19 protein-coding genes and 1 tRNA gene are annotated in these 18,079 nt (G+C 71.4%); 5 read left to right on the forward strand and 15 right to left on the reverse strand.

Annotated elements, in window-relative coordinates; translation table 11 throughout:
• Positions 1-85 precede the first annotated feature (85 nt).
• Positions 86-820, forward strand: coding sequence for a PAQR family membrane homeostasis protein TrhA (gene trhA, locus AC3A3J_RS13225; RefSeq protein ID WP_487672709.1), 735 nt, complete (start codon positions 86-88; stop codon positions 818-820).
• A gap of 35 nt (positions 821-855) precedes the next feature.
• Here trhA and AC3A3J_RS13230 read toward each other — a convergent pair whose 3' ends face one another.
• Complete coding sequence (locus AC3A3J_RS13230; RefSeq protein ID WP_487672710.1) at positions 856-1,155, reverse strand: hypothetical protein; 300 nt, start codon at positions 1,153-1,155, stop codon at positions 856-858.
• A gap of 68 nt (positions 1,156-1,223) precedes the next feature.
• Between AC3A3J_RS13230 and AC3A3J_RS13235 the strand changes: the two genes are divergently transcribed.
• Both AC3A3J_RS13235 and greA read left to right on the forward strand, forming a co-directional pair.
• Positions 1,224-1,610, forward strand: coding sequence for a DUF4307 domain-containing protein (locus tag AC3A3J_RS13235; protein WP_487672711.1), 387 nt, complete (start codon positions 1,224-1,226; stop codon positions 1,608-1,610).
• A 94-nt stretch (positions 1,611-1,704) separates the two neighbouring features.
• Positions 1,705-2,193, forward strand: a complete 489-nt coding sequence (greA, locus tag AC3A3J_RS13240; protein WP_487672712.1) for a transcription elongation factor GreA — start codon at positions 1,705-1,707, stop codon at positions 2,191-2,193.
• A gap of 61 nt (positions 2,194-2,254) precedes the next feature.
• Here greA and ilvA read toward each other — a convergent pair whose 3' ends face one another.
• Positions 2,255-3,484, reverse strand: coding sequence for a threonine ammonia-lyase (ilvA, locus tag AC3A3J_RS13245; protein WP_487672713.1), 1,230 nt, complete (start codon positions 3,482-3,484; stop codon positions 2,255-2,257).
• The gene (locus AC3A3J_RS13250; RefSeq protein ID WP_487672714.1) at positions 3,481-4,677 is read right to left on the reverse strand and encodes an AI-2E family transporter; all 1,197 of its coding nucleotides are present in this window, start codon (positions 4,675-4,677) and stop codon (positions 3,481-3,483) included. The genes ilvA and AC3A3J_RS13250 overlap by 4 nt, the downstream gene beginning before the upstream one ends.
• 86 nt (positions 4,678-4,763) lie before the next feature.
• Between AC3A3J_RS13250 and AC3A3J_RS13255 the strand changes: the two genes are divergently transcribed.
• Positions 4,764-6,020 carry a winged helix-turn-helix domain-containing protein gene (locus AC3A3J_RS13255; protein ID WP_487672715.1) on the forward strand — a complete coding sequence of 419 codons (1,257 nt, stop codon included), beginning with the start codon at positions 4,764-4,766 and terminating at the stop codon, positions 6,018-6,020.
• Positions 6,021-6,049: 29 nt separating this feature from the next.
• Here the strand turns inward: AC3A3J_RS13255 and AC3A3J_RS13260 are convergent, their stop codons facing one another.
• From AC3A3J_RS13260 to AC3A3J_RS13270, 3 genes are all read right to left on the reverse strand, one after another.
• On the reverse strand, positions 6,050-6,616 hold the full coding sequence (locus AC3A3J_RS13260) for a LemA family protein (protein ID WP_487672716.1): 567 nt from the start codon (positions 6,614-6,616) through the stop codon (positions 6,050-6,052).
• 91 nt (positions 6,617-6,707) lie between these two features.
• Positions 6,708-8,021, reverse strand: coding sequence for a D-arabinono-1,4-lactone oxidase (locus tag AC3A3J_RS13265; RefSeq protein WP_487672717.1), 1,314 nt, complete (start codon positions 8,019-8,021; stop codon positions 6,708-6,710).
• Positions 8,018-9,259, reverse strand: a complete 1,242-nt coding sequence (locus tag AC3A3J_RS13270; RefSeq protein ID WP_487672718.1) for a type III PLP-dependent enzyme domain-containing protein — start codon at positions 9,257-9,259, stop codon at positions 8,018-8,020. Before AC3A3J_RS13270 ends, AC3A3J_RS13265 begins: the two co-directional genes overlap by 4 nt.
• Before the next feature lie 86 nt (positions 9,260-9,345).
• Here AC3A3J_RS13270 and AC3A3J_RS13275 point away from each other — a divergent pair.
• Positions 9,346-9,418 (forward strand) — tRNA-Leu (locus AC3A3J_RS13275).
• A 43-nt stretch (positions 9,419-9,461) separates the two neighbouring features.
• Here the strand turns inward: AC3A3J_RS13275 and AC3A3J_RS13280 are convergent.
• The 9 genes from AC3A3J_RS13280 to AC3A3J_RS13320 all read right to left on the reverse strand — a co-directional run bounded on the left by AC3A3J_RS13280 (position 9,462) and on the right by AC3A3J_RS13320 (position 18,015).
• On the reverse strand, positions 9,462-10,268 hold the full coding sequence (locus tag AC3A3J_RS13280; protein WP_487672719.1) for a cation-transporting ATPase: 807 nt from the start codon (positions 10,266-10,268) through the stop codon (positions 9,462-9,464).
• A 298-nt stretch (positions 10,269-10,566) separates the two neighbouring features.
• On the reverse strand, positions 10,567-12,003 hold the full coding sequence (locus AC3A3J_RS13285; protein WP_487672720.1) for an NAD(P)/FAD-dependent oxidoreductase: 1,437 nt from the start codon (positions 12,001-12,003) through the stop codon (positions 10,567-10,569).
• A 38-nt stretch (positions 12,004-12,041) separates the two neighbouring features.
• Positions 12,042-13,358: a S8 family serine peptidase gene (locus AC3A3J_RS13290; RefSeq protein ID WP_487672721.1), complete on the reverse strand. Its 1,317-nt coding sequence runs from the start codon at positions 13,356-13,358 to the stop codon at positions 12,042-12,044.
• Positions 13,355-13,894, reverse strand: coding sequence for a DUF501 domain-containing protein (locus tag AC3A3J_RS13295; protein ID WP_487672722.1), 540 nt, complete (start codon positions 13,892-13,894; stop codon positions 13,355-13,357). The genes AC3A3J_RS13290 and AC3A3J_RS13295 overlap by 4 nt, the downstream gene beginning before the upstream one ends.
• 48 nt (positions 13,895-13,942) lie before the next feature.
• Entirely contained in the window at positions 13,943-14,365 is a 423-nt protein-coding gene (locus AC3A3J_RS13300; RefSeq protein WP_314646253.1) for an FtsB family cell division protein, read from the reverse strand.
• Between the two features lie 153 nt (positions 14,366-14,518).
• Positions 14,519-15,799 carry a phosphopyruvate hydratase gene (gene eno / locus AC3A3J_RS13305; protein ID WP_487672723.1) on the reverse strand — a complete coding sequence of 427 codons (1,281 nt, stop codon included), beginning with the start codon at positions 15,797-15,799 and terminating at the stop codon, positions 14,519-14,521.
• A gap of 121 nt (positions 15,800-15,920) precedes the next feature.
• Positions 15,921-16,580, reverse strand: coding sequence for an O-methyltransferase (locus tag AC3A3J_RS13310; protein ID WP_487672724.1), 660 nt, complete (start codon positions 16,578-16,580; stop codon positions 15,921-15,923).
• A 32-nt stretch (positions 16,581-16,612) separates the two neighbouring features.
• Positions 16,613-17,668: a DUF1648 domain-containing protein gene (locus AC3A3J_RS13315; RefSeq protein ID WP_487672725.1), complete on the reverse strand. Its 1,056-nt coding sequence runs from the start codon at positions 17,666-17,668 to the stop codon at positions 16,613-16,615.
• Complete coding sequence (locus AC3A3J_RS13320; RefSeq protein ID WP_487672726.1) at positions 17,665-18,015, reverse strand: GntR family transcriptional regulator; 351 nt, start codon at positions 18,013-18,015, stop codon at positions 17,665-17,667. Before AC3A3J_RS13320 ends, AC3A3J_RS13315 begins: the two co-directional genes overlap by 4 nt.
• Between the last annotated feature and the right edge of the window lie 64 nt (positions 18,016-18,079).

Consider the following 18,079-nt stretch of genomic DNA (forward strand, 5'->3'; position numbering starts at 1 on the left):
CTACCCTGTCGGCCGCGGGAGCGAGAGGAGGGGGCGCCGGGGATATGTACGGCCAGGGGAATGCCCCGGCGCTTAGAGTGAGCGGGTGAGCACTCCCGAAGACTCCGCCCCCGATCTGCCCCAGCTGCCGCTGCTCGAGGCGGCAGCCGTCGACGCCGCCGTCGAGGTGAGGCCGACCTGGCGCGGATGGATCCACGCGGGCACATTCCCGGTCGCGATCGCCGCCGGGATCGTGCTGATCGTGCTGGCCCAGGGCGCCCCGGCGAAATGGGCGTCGGCCGTGTTCATGGCGAGCTCGCTCCTGCTGTTCGGCAATTCCGCGGTCTACCACCGCTTCGACTGGAGCCCCCGGGTCAAGGTCGTGCTCAAGCGCATCGACCACGCGAACATCCTGCTCCTCATCGCCGGCACCTACACCCCGATCGCCACGCTGGCCCTTCCCCCCGAGAAAGGCGTGCTGTTGCTCTGCCTGGTGTGGGGCGGGGCGATCCTCGGCATCCTCTTCCGGGTGTTCTGGATCCATGCCCCCCGGTGGCTCTATGTCGCCCTCTACCTGCTGTTGGGCTGGGCCGCGGTCATGTACCTCGGCGACCTGCTGCAGGCGAGCGTCGCCATGATGGTGCTGGTCATCGTCGGCGGTCTGCTCTACACCGGAGGGGCGATCGTCTACGCGCTCAAGCGTCCCAACCCGTGGCCGGGGCACTTCGGCTTCCACGAGATCTTCCACGTGTGCACGGTGCTGGCGTTCCTGTGCCACTGGGCGGCGTGCCTGCTCATCGCGCTCGAGCCGCTCTCACCGTCGCTCGGCATCCCCGGCTGACCCCTGCAACCGCGAAGCGGTCTCTGCGCCGCGGTTCAGCGGGTGCGCGGGTCGTCGTCGCGCGGGTCGTCGTCGCCCTCGTCGGCGACCGGCAGATCGGCGTCGGTCTCGGTGGCCCGGTCGGCGGCCCTTGCGGCCTCTTCGGCGTCGAGCTCGTCGCGCACTTCTTCGCGATAGCGCACGCGGCGGATGCGGCGGTTCATGTCCCAGATCAGGAGGATCACGGCGATCAGCACCACCACGATGGCGGCGAATCCCACGAAGCCGGGGGTGACGGCCTCCGGGTCGACGGTCATCGAGGGGGTCGGCATCGGGGTCGCGGAGAGAGCGAACATGAATCGGCCTTTCGTACGCAGGTCGCATAACCTGGTATCACCAGCCTAACGATCGGAAGACCCGCACCGTGACGACCCCCGAGCAGCTCGCCGACCGCTACGGCCGCACCCGCACGCGGAGGACGCCGTGGATCATCGCCGCGGCCGTCGCCCTCGTGCTCGTCGCCGTCTACGCGTGGGGCATCGTGGCGCAGTCGATGAACTCCGTCGACGCCGACGATCTGGGCTTCACGCTCGTCGACGAGCACAGCGTCGACGTGCGGTTCCAGCTCACCGGCGTGCAGGGGAAGGACGTCGTCTGCGTCGTGGAGGCCCTCGACGAGGAGTTCGGCGTCGTGGGCTGGAAGGTCGTCGAACTGCCGGCGGGCGAGGGGCACACCCAGGCGCACGCGACCAGGGTGCCGACCGTCGGCGAGGCCACGACAGGTTTGGTCAACAGCTGCTGGGTCGCCTAGACTCGACCCCGACAGACGACGCCCTGGCAGAGTGCCGGGGCGTCTTGGCATATCCCCGCCGCGTGCGGCCGATACCGAACGAAGGAGCTTCGTCATGTCCACGGATGCTCAGGTCCCCTTCCTCACGCAGGAGGCGTACGACCGGCTGGTCGCCGAGCTCGAGCACCTCTCCACGACGGGTCGCGACGAGATCGCGAAGCGCATCGAAGCCGCCCGCGAAGAGGGAGACCTCAAGGAGAACGGCGGCTACCACGCCGCGAAGGACGAGCAGGGCAAGCAGGAGGCGCGCATCCGCACGCTCGAGAACCTGCTGAAGACCGCGAAGGTCGGCGAGGCCCCCGCGAGCCGCGGCGTCGTCGAGCCCGGAACGGTCGTGACCGCCATCGTCGCCGGCGGCGAGGAGGTCTTCCTGCTCGGCAGCCGTGAGATCGCGGTGGGCAGCGACCTCGACGTCTACAGCGAGGCCAGCCCGCTCGGTACGGCGATCCTCGGCCTGAAGGTGGGCGAGAAGGCCTCGTACGAGGCGCCCAACGGCCGCTCGATCTCGGTCGAGATCGTCAAGGTCGAGACCTACACCGGCTGACGTCGCCCCGACGACAGCGCCCCTCCACCGTCCGGCGGAGGGGCGCTGTCGCGTGCACGGCTCAGTCGGCGACCACGATGGGGCTGAACCCTTCGCGGCGCAGCGTGTCGAGAGTGAGCGCGGAGTGCTCGGGGCCCCGTGTCTCGACGCTGAGTTCGAGGATGACGTCGCTGATCTGCAGACCGTGCCCGTGGCGCGTGTGCATCGCCTCGATGACGTTCGCCCCCGCCTCGGCGATGAGCTCCGACACCCGAGCGAGCTGCCCGGGGCGGTCGGGCAGCGGGATGCGCACCGTGAGGTAGCGCCCGGACGCGGCGAGGCCGTGCGAGACGACGCGCTGCAGGAGCAGGGGGTCGATGTTGCCGCCGGACAGCACGGCCATGGTGGTGCCCGTCGCCCGGACCTTGCCCGCCAGGATCGCCGCGACCCCGGCCGCGCCGGCCGGTTCGACGACGACCTTCGCCTGCTCGAGCAGGATGAGCATGGCGCGCGCCAGGTCGTCGTCCGACACGGTCACCACCTCGTCGACGAGGTCCTTGATGATGTCGAACGGGATCGCGCCGGGGCGGGCCACGAGGATGCCGTCGGCGATGGTCGGCCGTGTCTCGATGTCGACCGGGCTTCCCGCGACGAGCGACGGCGGCACGGCGGCGGCGTTCTCGGCCTGCACCCCGACGATCCGCACGTCGCGGCCGAGCTCGGCGGCGCGGGCCTTGACGGCGGCGGCGACGCCGGCGATCAGCCCTCCCCCGCCGATGCTCAACACGATGGTTTCGACATCGGGGGCGTCGTCGAGCAGTTCGAGCCCCAAAGTGCCCTGACCGATCACGACGTCGCGATGGTCGAACGGCGGGATGAGCACCGCTCCCGTGCGCTCCGAGAACTCGGCGGCGAGACGCAGCGAGGTGGCCACCGTCTCGCCCTCGAGCACGACCTCGGCGCCGTAGCCGCGGGTCGCCAGGAGCTTGGGCACCGGCACACCGAGGGGCATGAAGATGGTCGCCGGGATGCCGAGCGACTGCGCGGCGAGCGCGACGCCCTGCGCGTGGTTCCCGGCGGAGGCTGCAACGACCCCTCGCGCACGCTCGGAGGCGCTGAGCTTCGACAGGCGATACGCGGCGCCGCGGATCTTGAACGATCCGGTGCGCTGCAGGTTCTCCATCTTCAGCAGCACCGGTACGCCCAGGATGTCGGAGAGCGCCCGGGAGGGCAGCGTCGGCGTGTGGGAGATCACCTCAGCCAGACTCTGAGCAGCGTGCTCGAACTCGGTCAGACTGGGGACTGCGGTCATCGATTCCTCCGTCGGGGCTGGCGCGGTACGGTGCTCCAGATCAGGTCGGCGTCCGGTGGCGCGCCGGTGCGCCAGGAACCCGAGCTGATGGTCACGGCCACGACGTTCACGAACGCCGCGAGAGGCACGGCGAACAGCGCGCCGGGGATGCCGCCGATCATCGATCCGCCGGCCACGACGAGCACGACCGCGAGCGGATGCACCTTGACCGCGGAGCCCATGAGGATCGGCTGCAGCACGTGCCCCTCGAGCTGCTGCACGCCGAGCACGACAGCGAGCATGGCCAGCGCGATCCACGGGCCGTTGTAGACCAGGGCGAGCAGCACGGCGATCGCACCGGTGACCACGGCGCCGACGATCGGCACGAACGAGCCGAGGAAGACCAGCACCGCGACGGGGAGGGCGAGCGGTACGCCGAGCAGAGCCGCGCCGACGCCGATGCCCACGGCGTCGATCGCTGCGACGAGCAGCTGGGTGCGCGCGTAGTTCACGATCGTCGCCCAGCCGTTGCGGGCCGCGCCGTCGGCCGCCGGGCGGGCCGCCTTCGGGAAGAGGCGGAGAGTCCATCGCCAGATCCCGGCGCCGTCGGCCAAGAGGCAGATGAGGATGAAGAGCGACAGCACGGCTCCGGTGACGACGTGCGCCGCCGTCGTGCCGACCGCGAGCGCGCCGTTGAGCACGAGCTGCGCCTGCTCGTTGACGAGCGCGAAGCCCTGGTCGATGTAGCCCTGGATCTGCGCCTCGGACAGGTGCAGCGGGCCGTCGAGGAGGAACTGGCGGAACTGCTCGACGGCCGCCCCGGTGCGCTCCTGCACGTCGGGAAGCTGCGCGCGGATCTGCCAGACGACGAGCCAGAGCAGCGTGGTGACGATCGCGATCGTGCCGAGGATCGAAACGGCGACGGCGAGCCAGCGGGGCACGCGGTGGCGGATCATCCACCCGAACGCGGGCCAGAGCAGCGCGGTGATGAGGATGCCGACGAGCAGCGGGATGACGAGCAGCTTGAGCTCGATCACGACCCAGATGAATCCGGCCACCACGGCGGCGATCAGAAGCAGACGCCAGGCGTATCCGGCCGTCACGCGGAGCGGCAGGGGGATGCGGTCATCGGCCTCGGTCGTCACCGTGCGATCGGTGCTCACCGGGCGCGGACGGAGCAGATCCCTCCACCGCGGTCGCTGATCGTCGCTCATCGCCCAAGTCTACGGCGCGCCCGTATGCCCCCATGCGCATCTTTCCGCGGACGGCGATGTCTGAGACCCCCGCTACGCTGGCCCCCGTGACCGAGACGTACAGCGCCGCGCAGGCGCGCCGCATGGCCCTCGCGGCACAGGGCTTCACCCGTGCACGACCCGCTGCGGTCGCGCCCCGCCACGTGCACCGGGTGATGGATCGCCTCGGCGTGCTGCAGATCGACTCGGTCAACGTCTTCGCTCGATCGCACTACATGCCGCTGTTCTCGCGGCTCGGCGCCTACGACCCCGCACTCCTCGAGCGGATGTTCCACGCCCGCACGACGCGCTACATCGAATACCTCGCCCACGAGGCGACATTCGTCCCGGTCGAGGACTGGCCCCTCTGGCGGTTCCGCATGGACGACTACCGACGCCGGTGGGAGAAACCCGACTCCTGGGCGACGCAGAACCGGCGCACGCTCGACTGGGTGCGCGACGAGCTGTCCGCCCGCGGCCCGCTGCGCCCCGTCGATCTCCGCGACGACGCGCCTCGGGAACGCGGCACGTGGTGGGACTGGGACGACGCGAAACTCGCGCTCGAGCACCTCTGGCGCACCGGCGATGTCGCGATCAGCGGACGCCGCGGGTTCGAGCGCATCTACGCCCTCGCCGAGCAGGTGATCCCTGCACCCCTGCACGACCGGGCGGTGCCCCGGCAGGAGGCGATCCGCGAGCTGATCCGTCGCGCGGCTCGCTCCTCGGGCATCGCGACTGCCGCCGACCTCGCCGACTACTACCGCATCCGCGATCGGCCGACGATCACCGCGGCGCTCGCGGACCTGGTCGACGCCGGCGAGATCGTGCCCGCGCGCGTGCGCGGCTGGGAGCGCGGGGGCCGTCCGCTCGCCGCGTGGCGTCACCGCGACGCCGTCCTGCCGAGATCCGTGCGCACGGCCGCCCTGCTGACGCCGTTCGACCCCGTGGTGTGGTTCCGCGACCGCGCGCTGCGCGCGTTCGACCTCGACTACCGGATCGAGATCTACGTGCCCGCGCACAAGCGCCGCTACGGCTACTACTCGCTTCCCGTGCTCGTCGGTGATCGCATCGTGGCCAGAGTCGACCTGCGGGCGGATCGCGCCTCGTCGACCCTGCAGGTGCAGTCAGCGTGGTGGGAGCCGCAGGGGCGCCGTGACGACGCCGAGAGCATCGCGGTCGAACTCGTCCGTGCCGCCACCTGGCAGGGGCTCGAGCACGTCTCGGTCTCGGGGTGGGGCGACGCTTCCGACGCCGTGCGCGGTGCCCTGGGAGCCGACGGGCGCGCGGTGCTGCGGCACGTGCATCCCCGCGAGCTGACCGGCTGACACGACGGGGGCGCGGCCGGACGGCCGCGTCAGAACTGGACGCGCGGGGGCTCGGAGATGGCGCCGCTGTCGGCGACTTCGAAGAACTCGCGCTCGGTGAACCCGAGGCCCTTCGCGAAGAGGTTGTTGGGGAACACCTTGATCTTGGTGTTCAGCTCGCGCACACCGCCGTTGTAGAACCGGCGGGCGGCCTGAATCTTGTCTTCGGTGTCGACCAGCGACTGCTGCAGCTGGAGGAAGTTCGTCGACGCCTGCAGCTGCGGGTACGCCTCCGCGACCGCGAACAGGCTCCGCAGGGCCTGCTGCAGGTGCCCTTCGGCGATTCCGGCCGCACCGGGGCCGCCCGCAGAGAGCGTCTCGGCCCGCGCCCGGGTGACGTTCTCGAACACCGCCTTCTCGTGCGACGCGTATCCCTTGACCGTCTCGATGAGATTCGGGATGAGGTCGGCCCGCCGCTTCAGCTGGACCGTGATGCCGCTCCATGCCTCATCGACGCGGACGTTCAACTGCACGAGGGAGTTGTAGGTCGCCCACAGGTAGATCCCGACAAGCAGGATCACACCGACGATGATCAGTACCGGCACGAGCCATTCCATCAGAGGCCCACCCTTCCTCGTGTTTGTCTCATCCTATCCACCGCTCCTGCACGCCGACTGGGCGTGCGGGACGGCCTCGCCGCGGCCGCGTTCACGCGCCGAGCACGCGATCGAGATACGCGTTGCGGAACATCCGCGATGGGTCGAACCTCTCGCGCACCCCGAGGAAATCGTCGAACCGGGGGTACGCGTCGCGCAGCTCGGCCGCACCCAGGGTGTGCAGCTTGCCCCAATGAGGCCTGCCGCCGTGCGCCCGCATGATGCGCTCGACAGCCCCGAAGTACTCGGTCGGGTCGGCGCGCCAGTACCGATGCACCGCGATGTACCCGGTGTCGCGGCCGTGCGCGGTCGAGAGCCAGCGGTCGTCGGCGGCCGTGAAGCGCACCTCGATCGGGAACTCGATGCGCCACCGACGACGTCGGATCAGGTCCTGCACCTCGCGGAACGCCGGCACGACCTCGCCGGCCGGCAGCGCGTACTCCATCTCGCGGAAGCGCACGGTGCGCCGCTGCGTGAGCACCCGATGCGAGAGGTCGGTGTACGCGCGGTCACCCGTGAGCTTCACGGCGAGGCGGCTGAACGGCGGGGTGACGGCCGGGGCGACCCGTCCCGCCGCGCAGACCGCCCGGTAGACCCCGTTCGACAGCAGCGATTCGTCGATCCACCGCCCCACGGTCGGCAGCGGCGAGCGGGGGGCGGATTCCGGCAGGCGGGTCTGCCGCTTGGTGAGGGCGACCTCGGTGTGCGGGAACCAGTAGAACTCGAAGTGGTCGGAGTCGGACGCCCGATCGTCGAGCGTGTCGAGCACCTCATCGAGCGGGAGGGGCTCGTCGACGGCATCGAGCACGAAGGCGGGAACGCACTGCAGGGTGACGTCGACCAGGATGCCGAGCGCGCCGAGCCCAAGGGCCACCGCCGGAAGGAGCTCGGCGTCGTGCTGCTCGTCGATCCGCACCATCTCCCCGGTCGCGGTCACGAGAGTCACGCCCACCACCTGCGTCGCGAGGCCCCCGAACCGCGCGCCCGTGCCGTGGGTGCCGGTGGAGATCGCGCCGGCGATGGACTGGCGGTCGATGTCGCCGAGGTTCTCCATCGCGAGGCCGTACGGGGCGAGCAGAGCGGGGATGCGATGCAGCCGGGTGCCGGCCAGCAGCGTCACGCGCCCGCTGCCGGCGTCGGCGTCGACCACCCCCTGCAGGTCGTCGAGTTCGAGGAGCACGCCGGGCGCGATCGCGATGCCGGTGAAACTGTGTCCGGCGCCCACCGCCTTCAGCGGCAGTCCCTGCGCCGCGGCCGCCTGCACGGCGCGCTGCACGCCTTCGCGCGTGCGCGGTCGCTCGACGCGCAACGGACGCACGGACGCCGATCGTGCCCAGTTCTGCCAGGTTCCCCCGATACGCGTCACAGGAACCCCTTCCCCTCGCCGCGGTACGTCGGCAGCTCGTCGATGACCTCGTCGCCGGAGACGACGTGGTACCGGTCGATGCGTTCGGCGGGCTCCCCGCTCTTCGCGTGCCGGAACCAGACGCGGTCTCCCACCCCCACGCGCGCGGCATTCGGGCCCTGCAACGGCGTCTGCACCTCCCCCGCGGCTTCCCGCGGCAGCGTGCGCAGGCCGTCCGGCCAGACCGGCCGGGGCTGACGTGACGCGACGGCGGGCCCGGACGCGATCCACCCGCCACCGAGCACCGTCACGATGTCGGCAGCCGGGCGCCGCACCACGTCGAAGGCGAACGCGGCCGCCGGCGCCGGTCGGAATGACCGGTATCCGTCGAAGAGGTGCCCGCCGAGCAGTCCGCTGCCGGCGCTCGCCTCGGTCAGCGACTCGTCGGTGGCGGTGAACTCGAGCGACCCGGTTCCGCCGCCGTTCAGGAACTCGAGCGGTGCCACGGCCGTGACCGCCGCCACGACGAGGGCACGCCGTTCGCGGAGCTCCTTGCGTGATCGCGCCTGCACGAGGCGGATGAGCGGAGCATCGGCGCCCGCGGCGTCGCCCTGCCCGGCGATCTGCGCGTCGTACATCTGGAGGCCGACGAGCCGGAACCCCGGGCGCGAGACCACATCGCGCGCGAATGCGGCGACCTCGCCCGCCGTGAAGAGCGCGGAGCGGCGCACCCCGATGTGGCCGAGGAGGGCCGAGCGCCACGAGGCGTCGACATCGATCGCGACCCGGATCTCGGGGCGCTGACCGGGGCCGGCGACGCTGTCGATGAGGTCGAGGTGGACGGGGTCGTCGACCATGAGCGTGATGCGTCGTGCCGCACGATCGTCGGAGACCAGGTCGGCGAGCGCCGCGCGATCGACGGTCGGGTAGCCGAGCACGATGTCGTCGTGGGTCTCGGCGAGCCACAGCGCCTCTCGCAGCGTGAACGCCAGGATGCCGCGGTAGCCGGGGAGCGCGAGCACCGCATCGAGCACTCCCCGCACGCGCACCGACTTCGAGGCCACCCGGATGGGCAGGCCGCCCGCACGCACCAGCAGGTCGAGGGCGTTGTGCCGCAGCGCCTCGCGGTCGATCACCCCGACGGGGGCCGGCAGGTCGCCCGTCGCAGCCGACAGCCGCGACCAGTACCGCGCAGGGTCATCCCACTCGGGGGCGACGGCCGCCGCGCGCGGGCTCAGATCGGCTGTGAGGTCGAGCACTCCCCCACCCTACGGCGTCCGACACCCGGGGTCACGGGTGCCGACACCCGATCGCACGTGTCGGGCTCCATTAGGCTGGCCCGGCGGCCCCCGTAGCCCAATGGCAGAGGCAGGCGACTTAAAATCGCTTCAGTCTGGGTTCGAGTCCCAGCGGGGGCACTCCACCGCCCACCTCCGCCGCACCGGAACGGTGCCGAGGCGATCAGCGACCGAAGAGATCGCGGATGTCGGGGAGACCGAGGTCGCCCAGCTTCTCACCCCATCCGCTCGCCGTCTCCCCGAGACCGCTCACCGCGTCACCCGCGGAGCCGAGCACGCCCTCCGCGGATCCCGCGATGCCCTCGACGTCGAACCCGCCCGCCAGCGCCTCCAGGTCGATCCCCTCGGCCAGAGCCGTGAAGTCGACGCCCATGCCGGCCGCTTGCTCGAGAAGCGTCCCTCCGACGGTGCTGAGCACGGCACCGCCGGCCACGGCTCCGAGCACCCCCAGGGCGGCTCCCCCGGCGAGCCCTGCCGCGCTCCCGCGCCCCGAGCGCACCCGCGAGAGCAGCTCGCGCATACGGCCCGGGGCGGCGGCCTCCGCGCGCCCGGCCGACCGCGCCAGGTGCGCCGGGGAGGCTGAGACCGGCCGCTCGTGCGGGGGCAGCTCGGCGCGCATCCGCTCCTCGACCTGGGTGCGCTGGGCGGGCGTCAGCCGCTCGAAGGCCTCTCGGTGGATCTGCTCCACCTGATGCGGCTCCGCCGTGCGCAGAAGGTAGTCGTAGCGGGCGATCGCCGCGCGGTCGGCGTCCGTGCCGGCGGCGCTCCCTCCCGCCGCCCCACGGCGCGGGGCCTGGCCGACCCCAGCGGCGGGCGGCGGCGTGTACGGGTCGTGCGGGCGTGCGCCCGGAGCGGGTGAGGGCGAGCGATGCTCGGCGGTCCGCGATCCGGCGGGGCGTCGATCGCGGTCCGAGCCGTCGAGGTCGAGGGCCTGAGCGGCCATGCCGAGGAGGCGGGTGAGCTTTCCCATGGTGGTCGTTCCTTCGTGTCGTTCACGACGACCGGGATCCGTCACGGGTGCGAGGGGGCCACAGTCGTCCGCGAATGCGGGCGCCAGGTCTCCTCCACCCTTGCGGGCCGATGGGCCGGGACACCGGAGGTGTCCGTCATGACGACGCCATCGCAGACGGGAGTACTCCCCTTGCACCACCGACGCTATCGAGCGCATCTATGAATCGCCTGCGCGCGCATCCGCACCTCCCCGCCGCGGTGCCGGAAGACGGCGAACGCCCCCGGCTCCGGAGAGGCGGGGGCGTTCGACGAACCGATTACTTCGCGGCGGCGGGCTCGGCGGACTTCTCTGCCGGAGCATCCGACTTCTTCGCCGGAGCGGACTTCGCCGGGTCCTTCGCGGCCGGGGCCGCAGCGGGCGATGCGTCGACGGCCGGACGCGGACGCGCCGCGAATTCCTCGAAGACGTAGCGCGGGTTCTGCACCGTCTGCAGGTTGACGAGGTCGCGACCCAGCCACAGGTTGTTCCACCAGCCCCACAGCACGCGCCACTTGCGCTCCCACGTCGGCATGGCCAGACCGTGGTAGCCGCGGTGGGCGAGCCACGCGATGAAGCCCTTGAGCGCGATCTTTCCCGACTGGAAGACGCCGTTGTAGAGACCGAGGCCGGCGACCGCACCGAGGTTCTTGTGGAAGTAGTCGCGCGGCTCCTCGCCGCGGAGGACGGCCACGAGGTTCTTCGCGAGCAGCTTCGCCTGACGCACGGCGTGCTGGGCGTTCGGCACGCAGTAGCCGCCCACGCCACCCCCCGAGAGGTCGGGGACGGCCGAGACGTCGCCGGCCGCCCAGGCGCCCTCGACGATGTTCTCCGCCGTACCGACGCGCAGGTCGGCACGGGTCTGGATGCGGCCGCGCTCCTCGACCGGCAGGTCGCCGCCGCGGACGACGGTCGGGTTCGCCATGACGCCGGCGGTCCAGACGATGAGGTCGGTCGGGATGACCTCGCCCGTCGAGAGCTCGACGTTGCCGTCGATCGCTCCGGTGAGCTGCGTCTCGAGGTGCACGTTCGCTCCGCGCTTGGCCAGGTCCTTCAGCACCCACTCGCTCGTCGGCAGCGACACCTCGGGCATGATGCGGCCCATCGCCTCGATGAGGTGGAAGTGCGTGTCGTCGAACGTCAGCGTCGGGTACTTCGACACCAGCGAGGAGGCGAGCGAGCGCAGCTCGGCGAACACCTCGATGCCGGCGAAGCCGCCGCCGACCACGACGACTGTGAGGAGACGGTCGCGGGCGGGGCCGGCGGGGAGCGTGGCCGCCTTGTCGAAGTTCGACATGAGGCGGTCGCGGATCGCGACGGCCTCCTCGATCGTCTTGAGACCGATCGCGTTGTCGGCGATGCCCGGGATCGGGAACGTGCGCGAGACGGCGCCGGCGGTGACGACGATCTGGTCGTACGCGAACTCGTACGCGTCGCCGGACGGCGGGGTGATCGTCGCGACCTTGCGCGCGTGGTCGATGTTCGTGACCTTCGCGGGGATGATGTTCGTGCGCTTCAGGTGCCGGCGGTGGGCGACCACCGAGTGGCGGGCCTCGATCGAGCCGGCGGCCACCTCCGGAAGGAAGGGCTGGTACGTCATGTAGGGCAGCGGGTCGACCATCGTGACCTCGGCCTCGCCCTTACGCAGGTGCTTCTCGAGCTTCCACGCGGTGTAGAAGCCTGCATAGCCTCCACCGACGATCAGAATCTTGGGCACAGTGCTGTTCTGAGGCACAGGGGGAAACTCCTCGGGAGTCAGGAATGTGGCGTACGTCGAACGCGCGCCGATCGGATGCGCCGGGCAGCTGCGGTGACGCCAAGCGCTACCAGGATACCAGGGACCGTGAGGGCGACGAGCGGCAGGGTACCGTAGCGCAGTGAATCGGCGCTGGGAAGCAGCGGGGAACCGGCCTCGGTCGGCGCATCCGCGTCCGGGAGCGGCGGCACCTCGACGGGCGCAGCTGTCGGCTCGGGCTCCGGCTGCCCCGGGTCTGCGCGACGGTACAGACGCACCCACTCCTCGAGGTCGCCCATCGGGTTCTCGGCCACCGGAAGCAGGTTCGCCGAGACCGCGGCCTGCGCATCGATGAGTCCGTAACCGTAGAGCGGATCGGGCGTGCGCTCCACCCCCGGCACCGGGATGGCGGTCTTGATGATGCGATTGATGACGTCGTTCGCCGTGATGTCGGGGTGGGCGGAGCGGATGAGCGCGGCGATGCCCGCGACGATGGGGGCCGCCCCGCTCGTGCCGCTCCACGAGGCGAGCTTTCCGTCGGCCGAGATCCCGAGCAGCCCCTCACTGGGGGCCGAGATGCCGATCGTGATGCCCTGGGTCGAGGCTTCGACGCTCGCGGTACCGGTCTGGTCGACACCGCCGACGGTCAGCACGCCGGGAATCGTCGCGGGGGCGCCGATGATGCTCGTGCCGCTGCCCCGGTTGCCCGCGGCGACGACCACGACGACATCGTGCTCGAAGGCGTAGAGGAACGCGTCGTCCCAACTCGGATCCCAGTCGAGGGTGTTCGTGGTGAACGAGAGATTGATGACGTCGGCGCCGTGGTCGACGGCCCACCGCATGGCCTCGGCGACCTGCTCGGTGAACGGCACGGCTGCGGCGGCTCCGAAGCCCACCGAGATCGAGAGCAGATCGGCCTCCGGGGCGACACCGATCATGCCGGTGCCGTCGGCGGCGCCGCGCCCCGCGGCGAGCGAGGCCACCCACGATCCGTGATTGCCGTCGACCGCGCCCAGCGGGGTGCGACCGTCGGGCGACCCGGCCCCCGACACGTCGGTGCCGCCCACGACGGCGTCGCCGAAGGTCTGCGGCACGTCGCCGATGCCGGTGTCGATGATCGCGATGCGCACGCCCTCGCCGCGAGTGGTCTGCCAGGCCTCGCGCACGCGGGCGCCGTCGAGCCAGTACTCCGACGCGCGCACCGGGTCGCTGGGATCGTCGGGCACGGGACCCGTGCTCGGATCGGGTGCCGGCGTCGCGGTCGCCCCCATCAGCAGCACGGACACTGCGACCACCGCGATGGCGGCGGCGCTGCGCAGCGTCCGGCGGCGGGTCACGCCGACGGACCCGTCTCCCCGCGCAGAGCGGCACCGGGGTCGTCGCAGCGGCACACGTCGGGCGACCACGTCGAGCGGGCCAGGGCCTCGTCACCGATCGGGTTGACACCCGGGCCGGCGGCCAGGGCATGCCCGGCGAGGGCGTGCAGGCACTTGACGCGGGTCGGCATGCCTCCGGCCGAGATGCCGTCGATCTCGTCGACCGCGCCGAACTGCCCACGGTCGGCGAGGTAGGCCTCGTGCGCCGCGCGGTAGGCGAGGGCGACATCCTCGTCGGCGAGCATCGCAGCGAGCTCGGGCATGACGTGCGTGGCCTCGAGCGTGGACATCGCGGCGGTCGCGGCGGGATGCGTCAGGTAGTAGAAGGTCGGGAACGGCGTGCCGTCCGGCAGGCGCGGAGTCGTCGAGATCACGGTCGGGTTTCCGCAGGCGCATCGGGCGGCGATGCCGACGACGCCGCGGACGGGGCGTCCGAGCTGCGTGGAGACGACGGCGAGCTCGGCGTCGGTGGGTGCGGGGAACGGCGGGGTGGTCACCCATCCAGCGTAATGGGAGGGCGCTGCGAGGACGCGTCGAGCGTGCGGTCAGGGAGCGACTGCGGCCGTGTCGCTGAGGCCGCTCGAGACCAGGGTGCGCAGCAGTTGCGGCATCCAGTCGGCCGCGCGCTCCTCGAGCGTGTCGCTGACCGGCTCCTGCTCGCGCGGGAGGGCCACGGGGTCGAGGTCGTCGTCGACGAGGTAGACGACCTCGCCGGGTTTGACGTAGTAGAGCCGCTCGCGGGCCTGCGTGGTGATGTACGCCGGATCCTGCCAGCGATCGCGCTCGCGTTCGAGCTCGTCGATACGATCCTCACCCACCTGCACGGACGCCTCGAGGGCGGCGATCTTCTGCCGCTGATCGATGAACGTGCCGATCGTCGGCACGAGGACCCAGGCACCGAGCACGACGAGCGACAGCATGATGACCGAGAATGCCGACAGCCGGATGCCGGAGGCCCATTCGCGCACATCGACACGGGGCTGCGTCCGCGCGCCCCGCGCCGCGCGCGGCGGCCGCGTCGGACGAGCCGCCGGGGTCGTCTTCGCGGTGCCCGCAGACGCCGAAGGAGGAGCCGGTCGTCGTACCACGGCTCCTCCTTCGTCGATGTCTCTGCGCGGGTATCAGCCCTGGTAGCGCGGGAACGCGGAGCGCCCGGCGAAGACCGCCGCGTCGCCCAGCTCCTCTTCGATGCGCAGAAGCTGATTGTACTTCGCGACGCGCTCGCTGCGCGCAGGCGCACCCGCCTTGATCTGGCCGGCGTTCGTCGCGACGACGAGGTCGGCGATCGTGGTGTCCTCGGTCTCGCCCGAGCGGTGCGACAGCATGGCGGTGTAACCCGAGCGCTGCGCGAGGCTGACCGCGTCGAACGTCTCGGTGAGCGTGCCGATCTGGTTGACCTTCACCAGCAGCGAGTTCGCGACGCCGCGACGGATGCCGTCGGCCAGACGGGCGGGGTTCGTGACGAACAGGTCGTCGCCGACGAGCTGCACCTTCGAGCCGAGCGCCTCGGTGAGGTGCTTCCAGTTGTCCCAGTCGTCCTCGGCGAGGGCATCCTCGATCGTGACGATCGGGAAGTCGTTCACCAGGCCGACGTAGTACTCGGTGAGCGCCTCGGCGTCCCAGTCCTTGTTGTCGAGGCGGTAGACGCCGTCGTTGAAGAACTCGGTCGCCGCGACGTCGAGGCCGAGGGCGATGTCGCGGCCCGGGGTGAATCCGGCCTTCTCGATCGCCTTGACGAGGAAGTCGAGACCCTCGCGGTTGCTGGGCAGGTCGGGGGCGAAGCCGCCCTCGTCGCCGAGGCCCGTGGCGTAGCCGGCGGCCTTCAGCTCGCTGCGCAGCACGTGGTAGGTCTCGACACCCCAGCGCAGCGACTCGGAGTACGACTCGGCACCGATCGGCGCGAGGAAGAACTCCTGCATGTCGATGCCGTTGTCGGCGTGCTCGCCGCCGTTGATGACGTTGAACAGCGGGACGGGCAGCACGTGCGCGTTCGGTCCGCCGAGGTAGCGGAAGAGCGGCAGGTCGGCGGAGTCGGCCGCCGCCTTCGCGACCGCCAGGCTCACGCCGAGGATGGCGTTGGCGCCGACGCGCTTCTTGTTCTCGGTGCCGTCGACCTCGACGAGGATCTCGTCGACGATGCGCTGCTCGCTCGCCTCGACGCCCTCGAGCGCCGGACCCAGCTCGTCGATGACGGCCTCGACGGCCTTGAGCACGCCCTTGCCGCCGTAACGGGCCTTGTCGCCGTCGCGGAGCTCGTACGCCTCGAACGCACCCGTGGACGCCCCGGACGGGACGGCCGCGCGCTGCACGATTCCGTCGTCGAGGAGGACCTCCACCTCGACGGTCGGGTTTCCGCGCGAGTCGAGAATCTCGCGTGCGCCTACAGCCTCGATCAGTGCCACTGATGTGCTCCTTGCTCAGGGTGAAAAGTGTGTGGAGCGTCGTCGATCCGTCGCCCAGTCTAGCCCGCCGCTCTCCCGCCGCCAGGGGCGGCGCGACGCCGCGACCCCGACGCGACCGGCCTCAGACGACGAGGGCGACGGCGATCCCGTCCCACCCCTTCGCACCGACCGTCTGCAGGGCGGTGGCGTCGAAGCGCGAGTCCTCGCCGAGCATCCGCAGACCTTCGCGGGTGCCGACGACCTTGGGATCGGTCGAGTCGTCGCGCACGATCTCGCCGTCGCGGCCGATGTTGTCGACGACCACGACGGTGCCGGGATGCCCGAGCCGCGCCGCCCAGTCGAGGTAGACGGTGTTCGACTCCTTGTCGGCGTCGATGAACACGAGGTCGAACCCGCCCACCAGCGTCGGCAGCACATCGGCGCCGCGTCCGATGCGGATGTCGACGCGCTCTCCCACGCCTGCGGCGTCGATGCTCGACCGGGCCACCGCGGCGTTGTCGGCCTCGGCCTCGATCGTGACGACCCGCCCCTCGGGGCCGACCGCGCGCGCGAGCCAGATGGTCGAGTAGCCGCCGAGCGTGCCGATCTCGAGCACTCGCCGCGCGCCGCTCATGCGCACGAGCAGGTTCAGCAGCTTGCCGCCCACCGGCGCGACCTCGATCTCGGGGAGTCCCGCACGGCGCTGTGCATCGAGAGCGCTCTCGAGGTCGGGGTCGGCGCCCACGAGCGTGTCGGCGAGGTAGGCGTCGGCGGCGGACCAGGCGGAGGGTGTCGATTCCATCTGCTCAGCCAAGCCGCCGCCGCGCGCCGCCGTCAAGAGGGTCGACGACGCCCCGTCGACCGGTCCACCGCGACCGCGAGCGCGGCCGCCGCGGTCTCGGCGTCGTCGACCGTGACGACGAAGCGCCGGCCGCCGACCCGCGTCACTTCGAGCGCCTCGCCCGCGCGGAGCACGACCCCCGACCGGCCGCCCGCGGCGTACCGCATGCCCCACCCGCCGAACTCCGCGAACGGGTCGACGTCGATGCGGCGCACCGACGCGATGTCCGAGGCGGGGATGTCGACGCGCGGCCATCCGGCGGCGGATCGCACCCGCAGTCCCCCGGGGCCGACGCGCACGCGGAACGACGTGGTGAGCAGGAGAGTGGCGAGCACGAGCACCACGCAGGCGGCCATGGTGACGACGGCGACGACCGAGACGCCACTCGCGGCCATGACCGCGGCGAGCGCGGTCACCACCAGGGCCGATCCGCCGAGGACGGCCAGTCCCGCTCGGGCGATCGTCGCGCGGCCGATCCACACCACGCGTTCGGAATCGCTGGTCGGCAGCGGCGTCGCGTCGGCCGGGCGAGTCCCGTCGCTGCGGGGGGCGCGGGGCTGCAGGAACCAGCCGACGACCGCGCCGACGACGAGGAGTGCGAGGCCGAGGATCGTCGCCCCGCCGATGCCCGGGGCGTCGGCCGCATCGCTCAGCCCTCGCTGCGACCCGACCATCGCGAGCGTGGTGGTGACGATCAGTGCCGCGAGGCCGAGGTTCGTCGCGCCCAGGGCGCGAGACGTCGACGACCATTCCGCGGCCCAGCCGTTCGCCGGTGGAGCCGTACGGCTGCTGGCCGGGAGGCGGTGCGCGAACCACGCGAGCGCGGCGAACGCGACGATCATCGCGGCGATGCCGGCGAGGATCGCGAGCGGCGTCCACCGTGGTCCGAATCCGTCCGGCGTCTCTCCGCTCCAGTGGATGGCGGAGGGTTCGGGCAGCTCGGGCAGCCAGAGCGCGACGATCACCATGGCCACCGCGATCGCGGCGAGCGGGATCACGAGTCCGATCCAGACGAAGGCGATGCGGGCTCGGCGGACGGCAGGGGTCATGGTGTCATCTCCTTGACGAGGGCGGCGAGGGTGGCGGGGGTGACGCCGAGGGCGTCGGCGCGGGCGACGAGCGCCCGGATGTCATGCGCAAGGTCGCTGAGCGGACCGGCGGAGGCCGAGACGACCGCTCCGCGACCCCGACGCAGATCGATCAGGCCCTCATCGCGCAGGCGCTGGTAGGCGTGCAGCACGGTGTGCAGATTGATGTCGAGGGTTTCGGCGACCTCTCGCGCCGACGGGAGCCGATCGCCGGGGGCGAGAGCGCCCGAGACGATGTCGGTGCGGACCGACGCGGCGACCTGTTCGAACAGCGGCGTGCCGCTCGCCATGTCTATGCGGATCAGCATGGGACCTCCTTGTTGCAGTAATTCTATGTCAAATAGAACAAGTGGAACAAATCGCGCGCGATGT

The organism is Microbacterium sp. Soil_N32, from assembly GCF_057655505.1.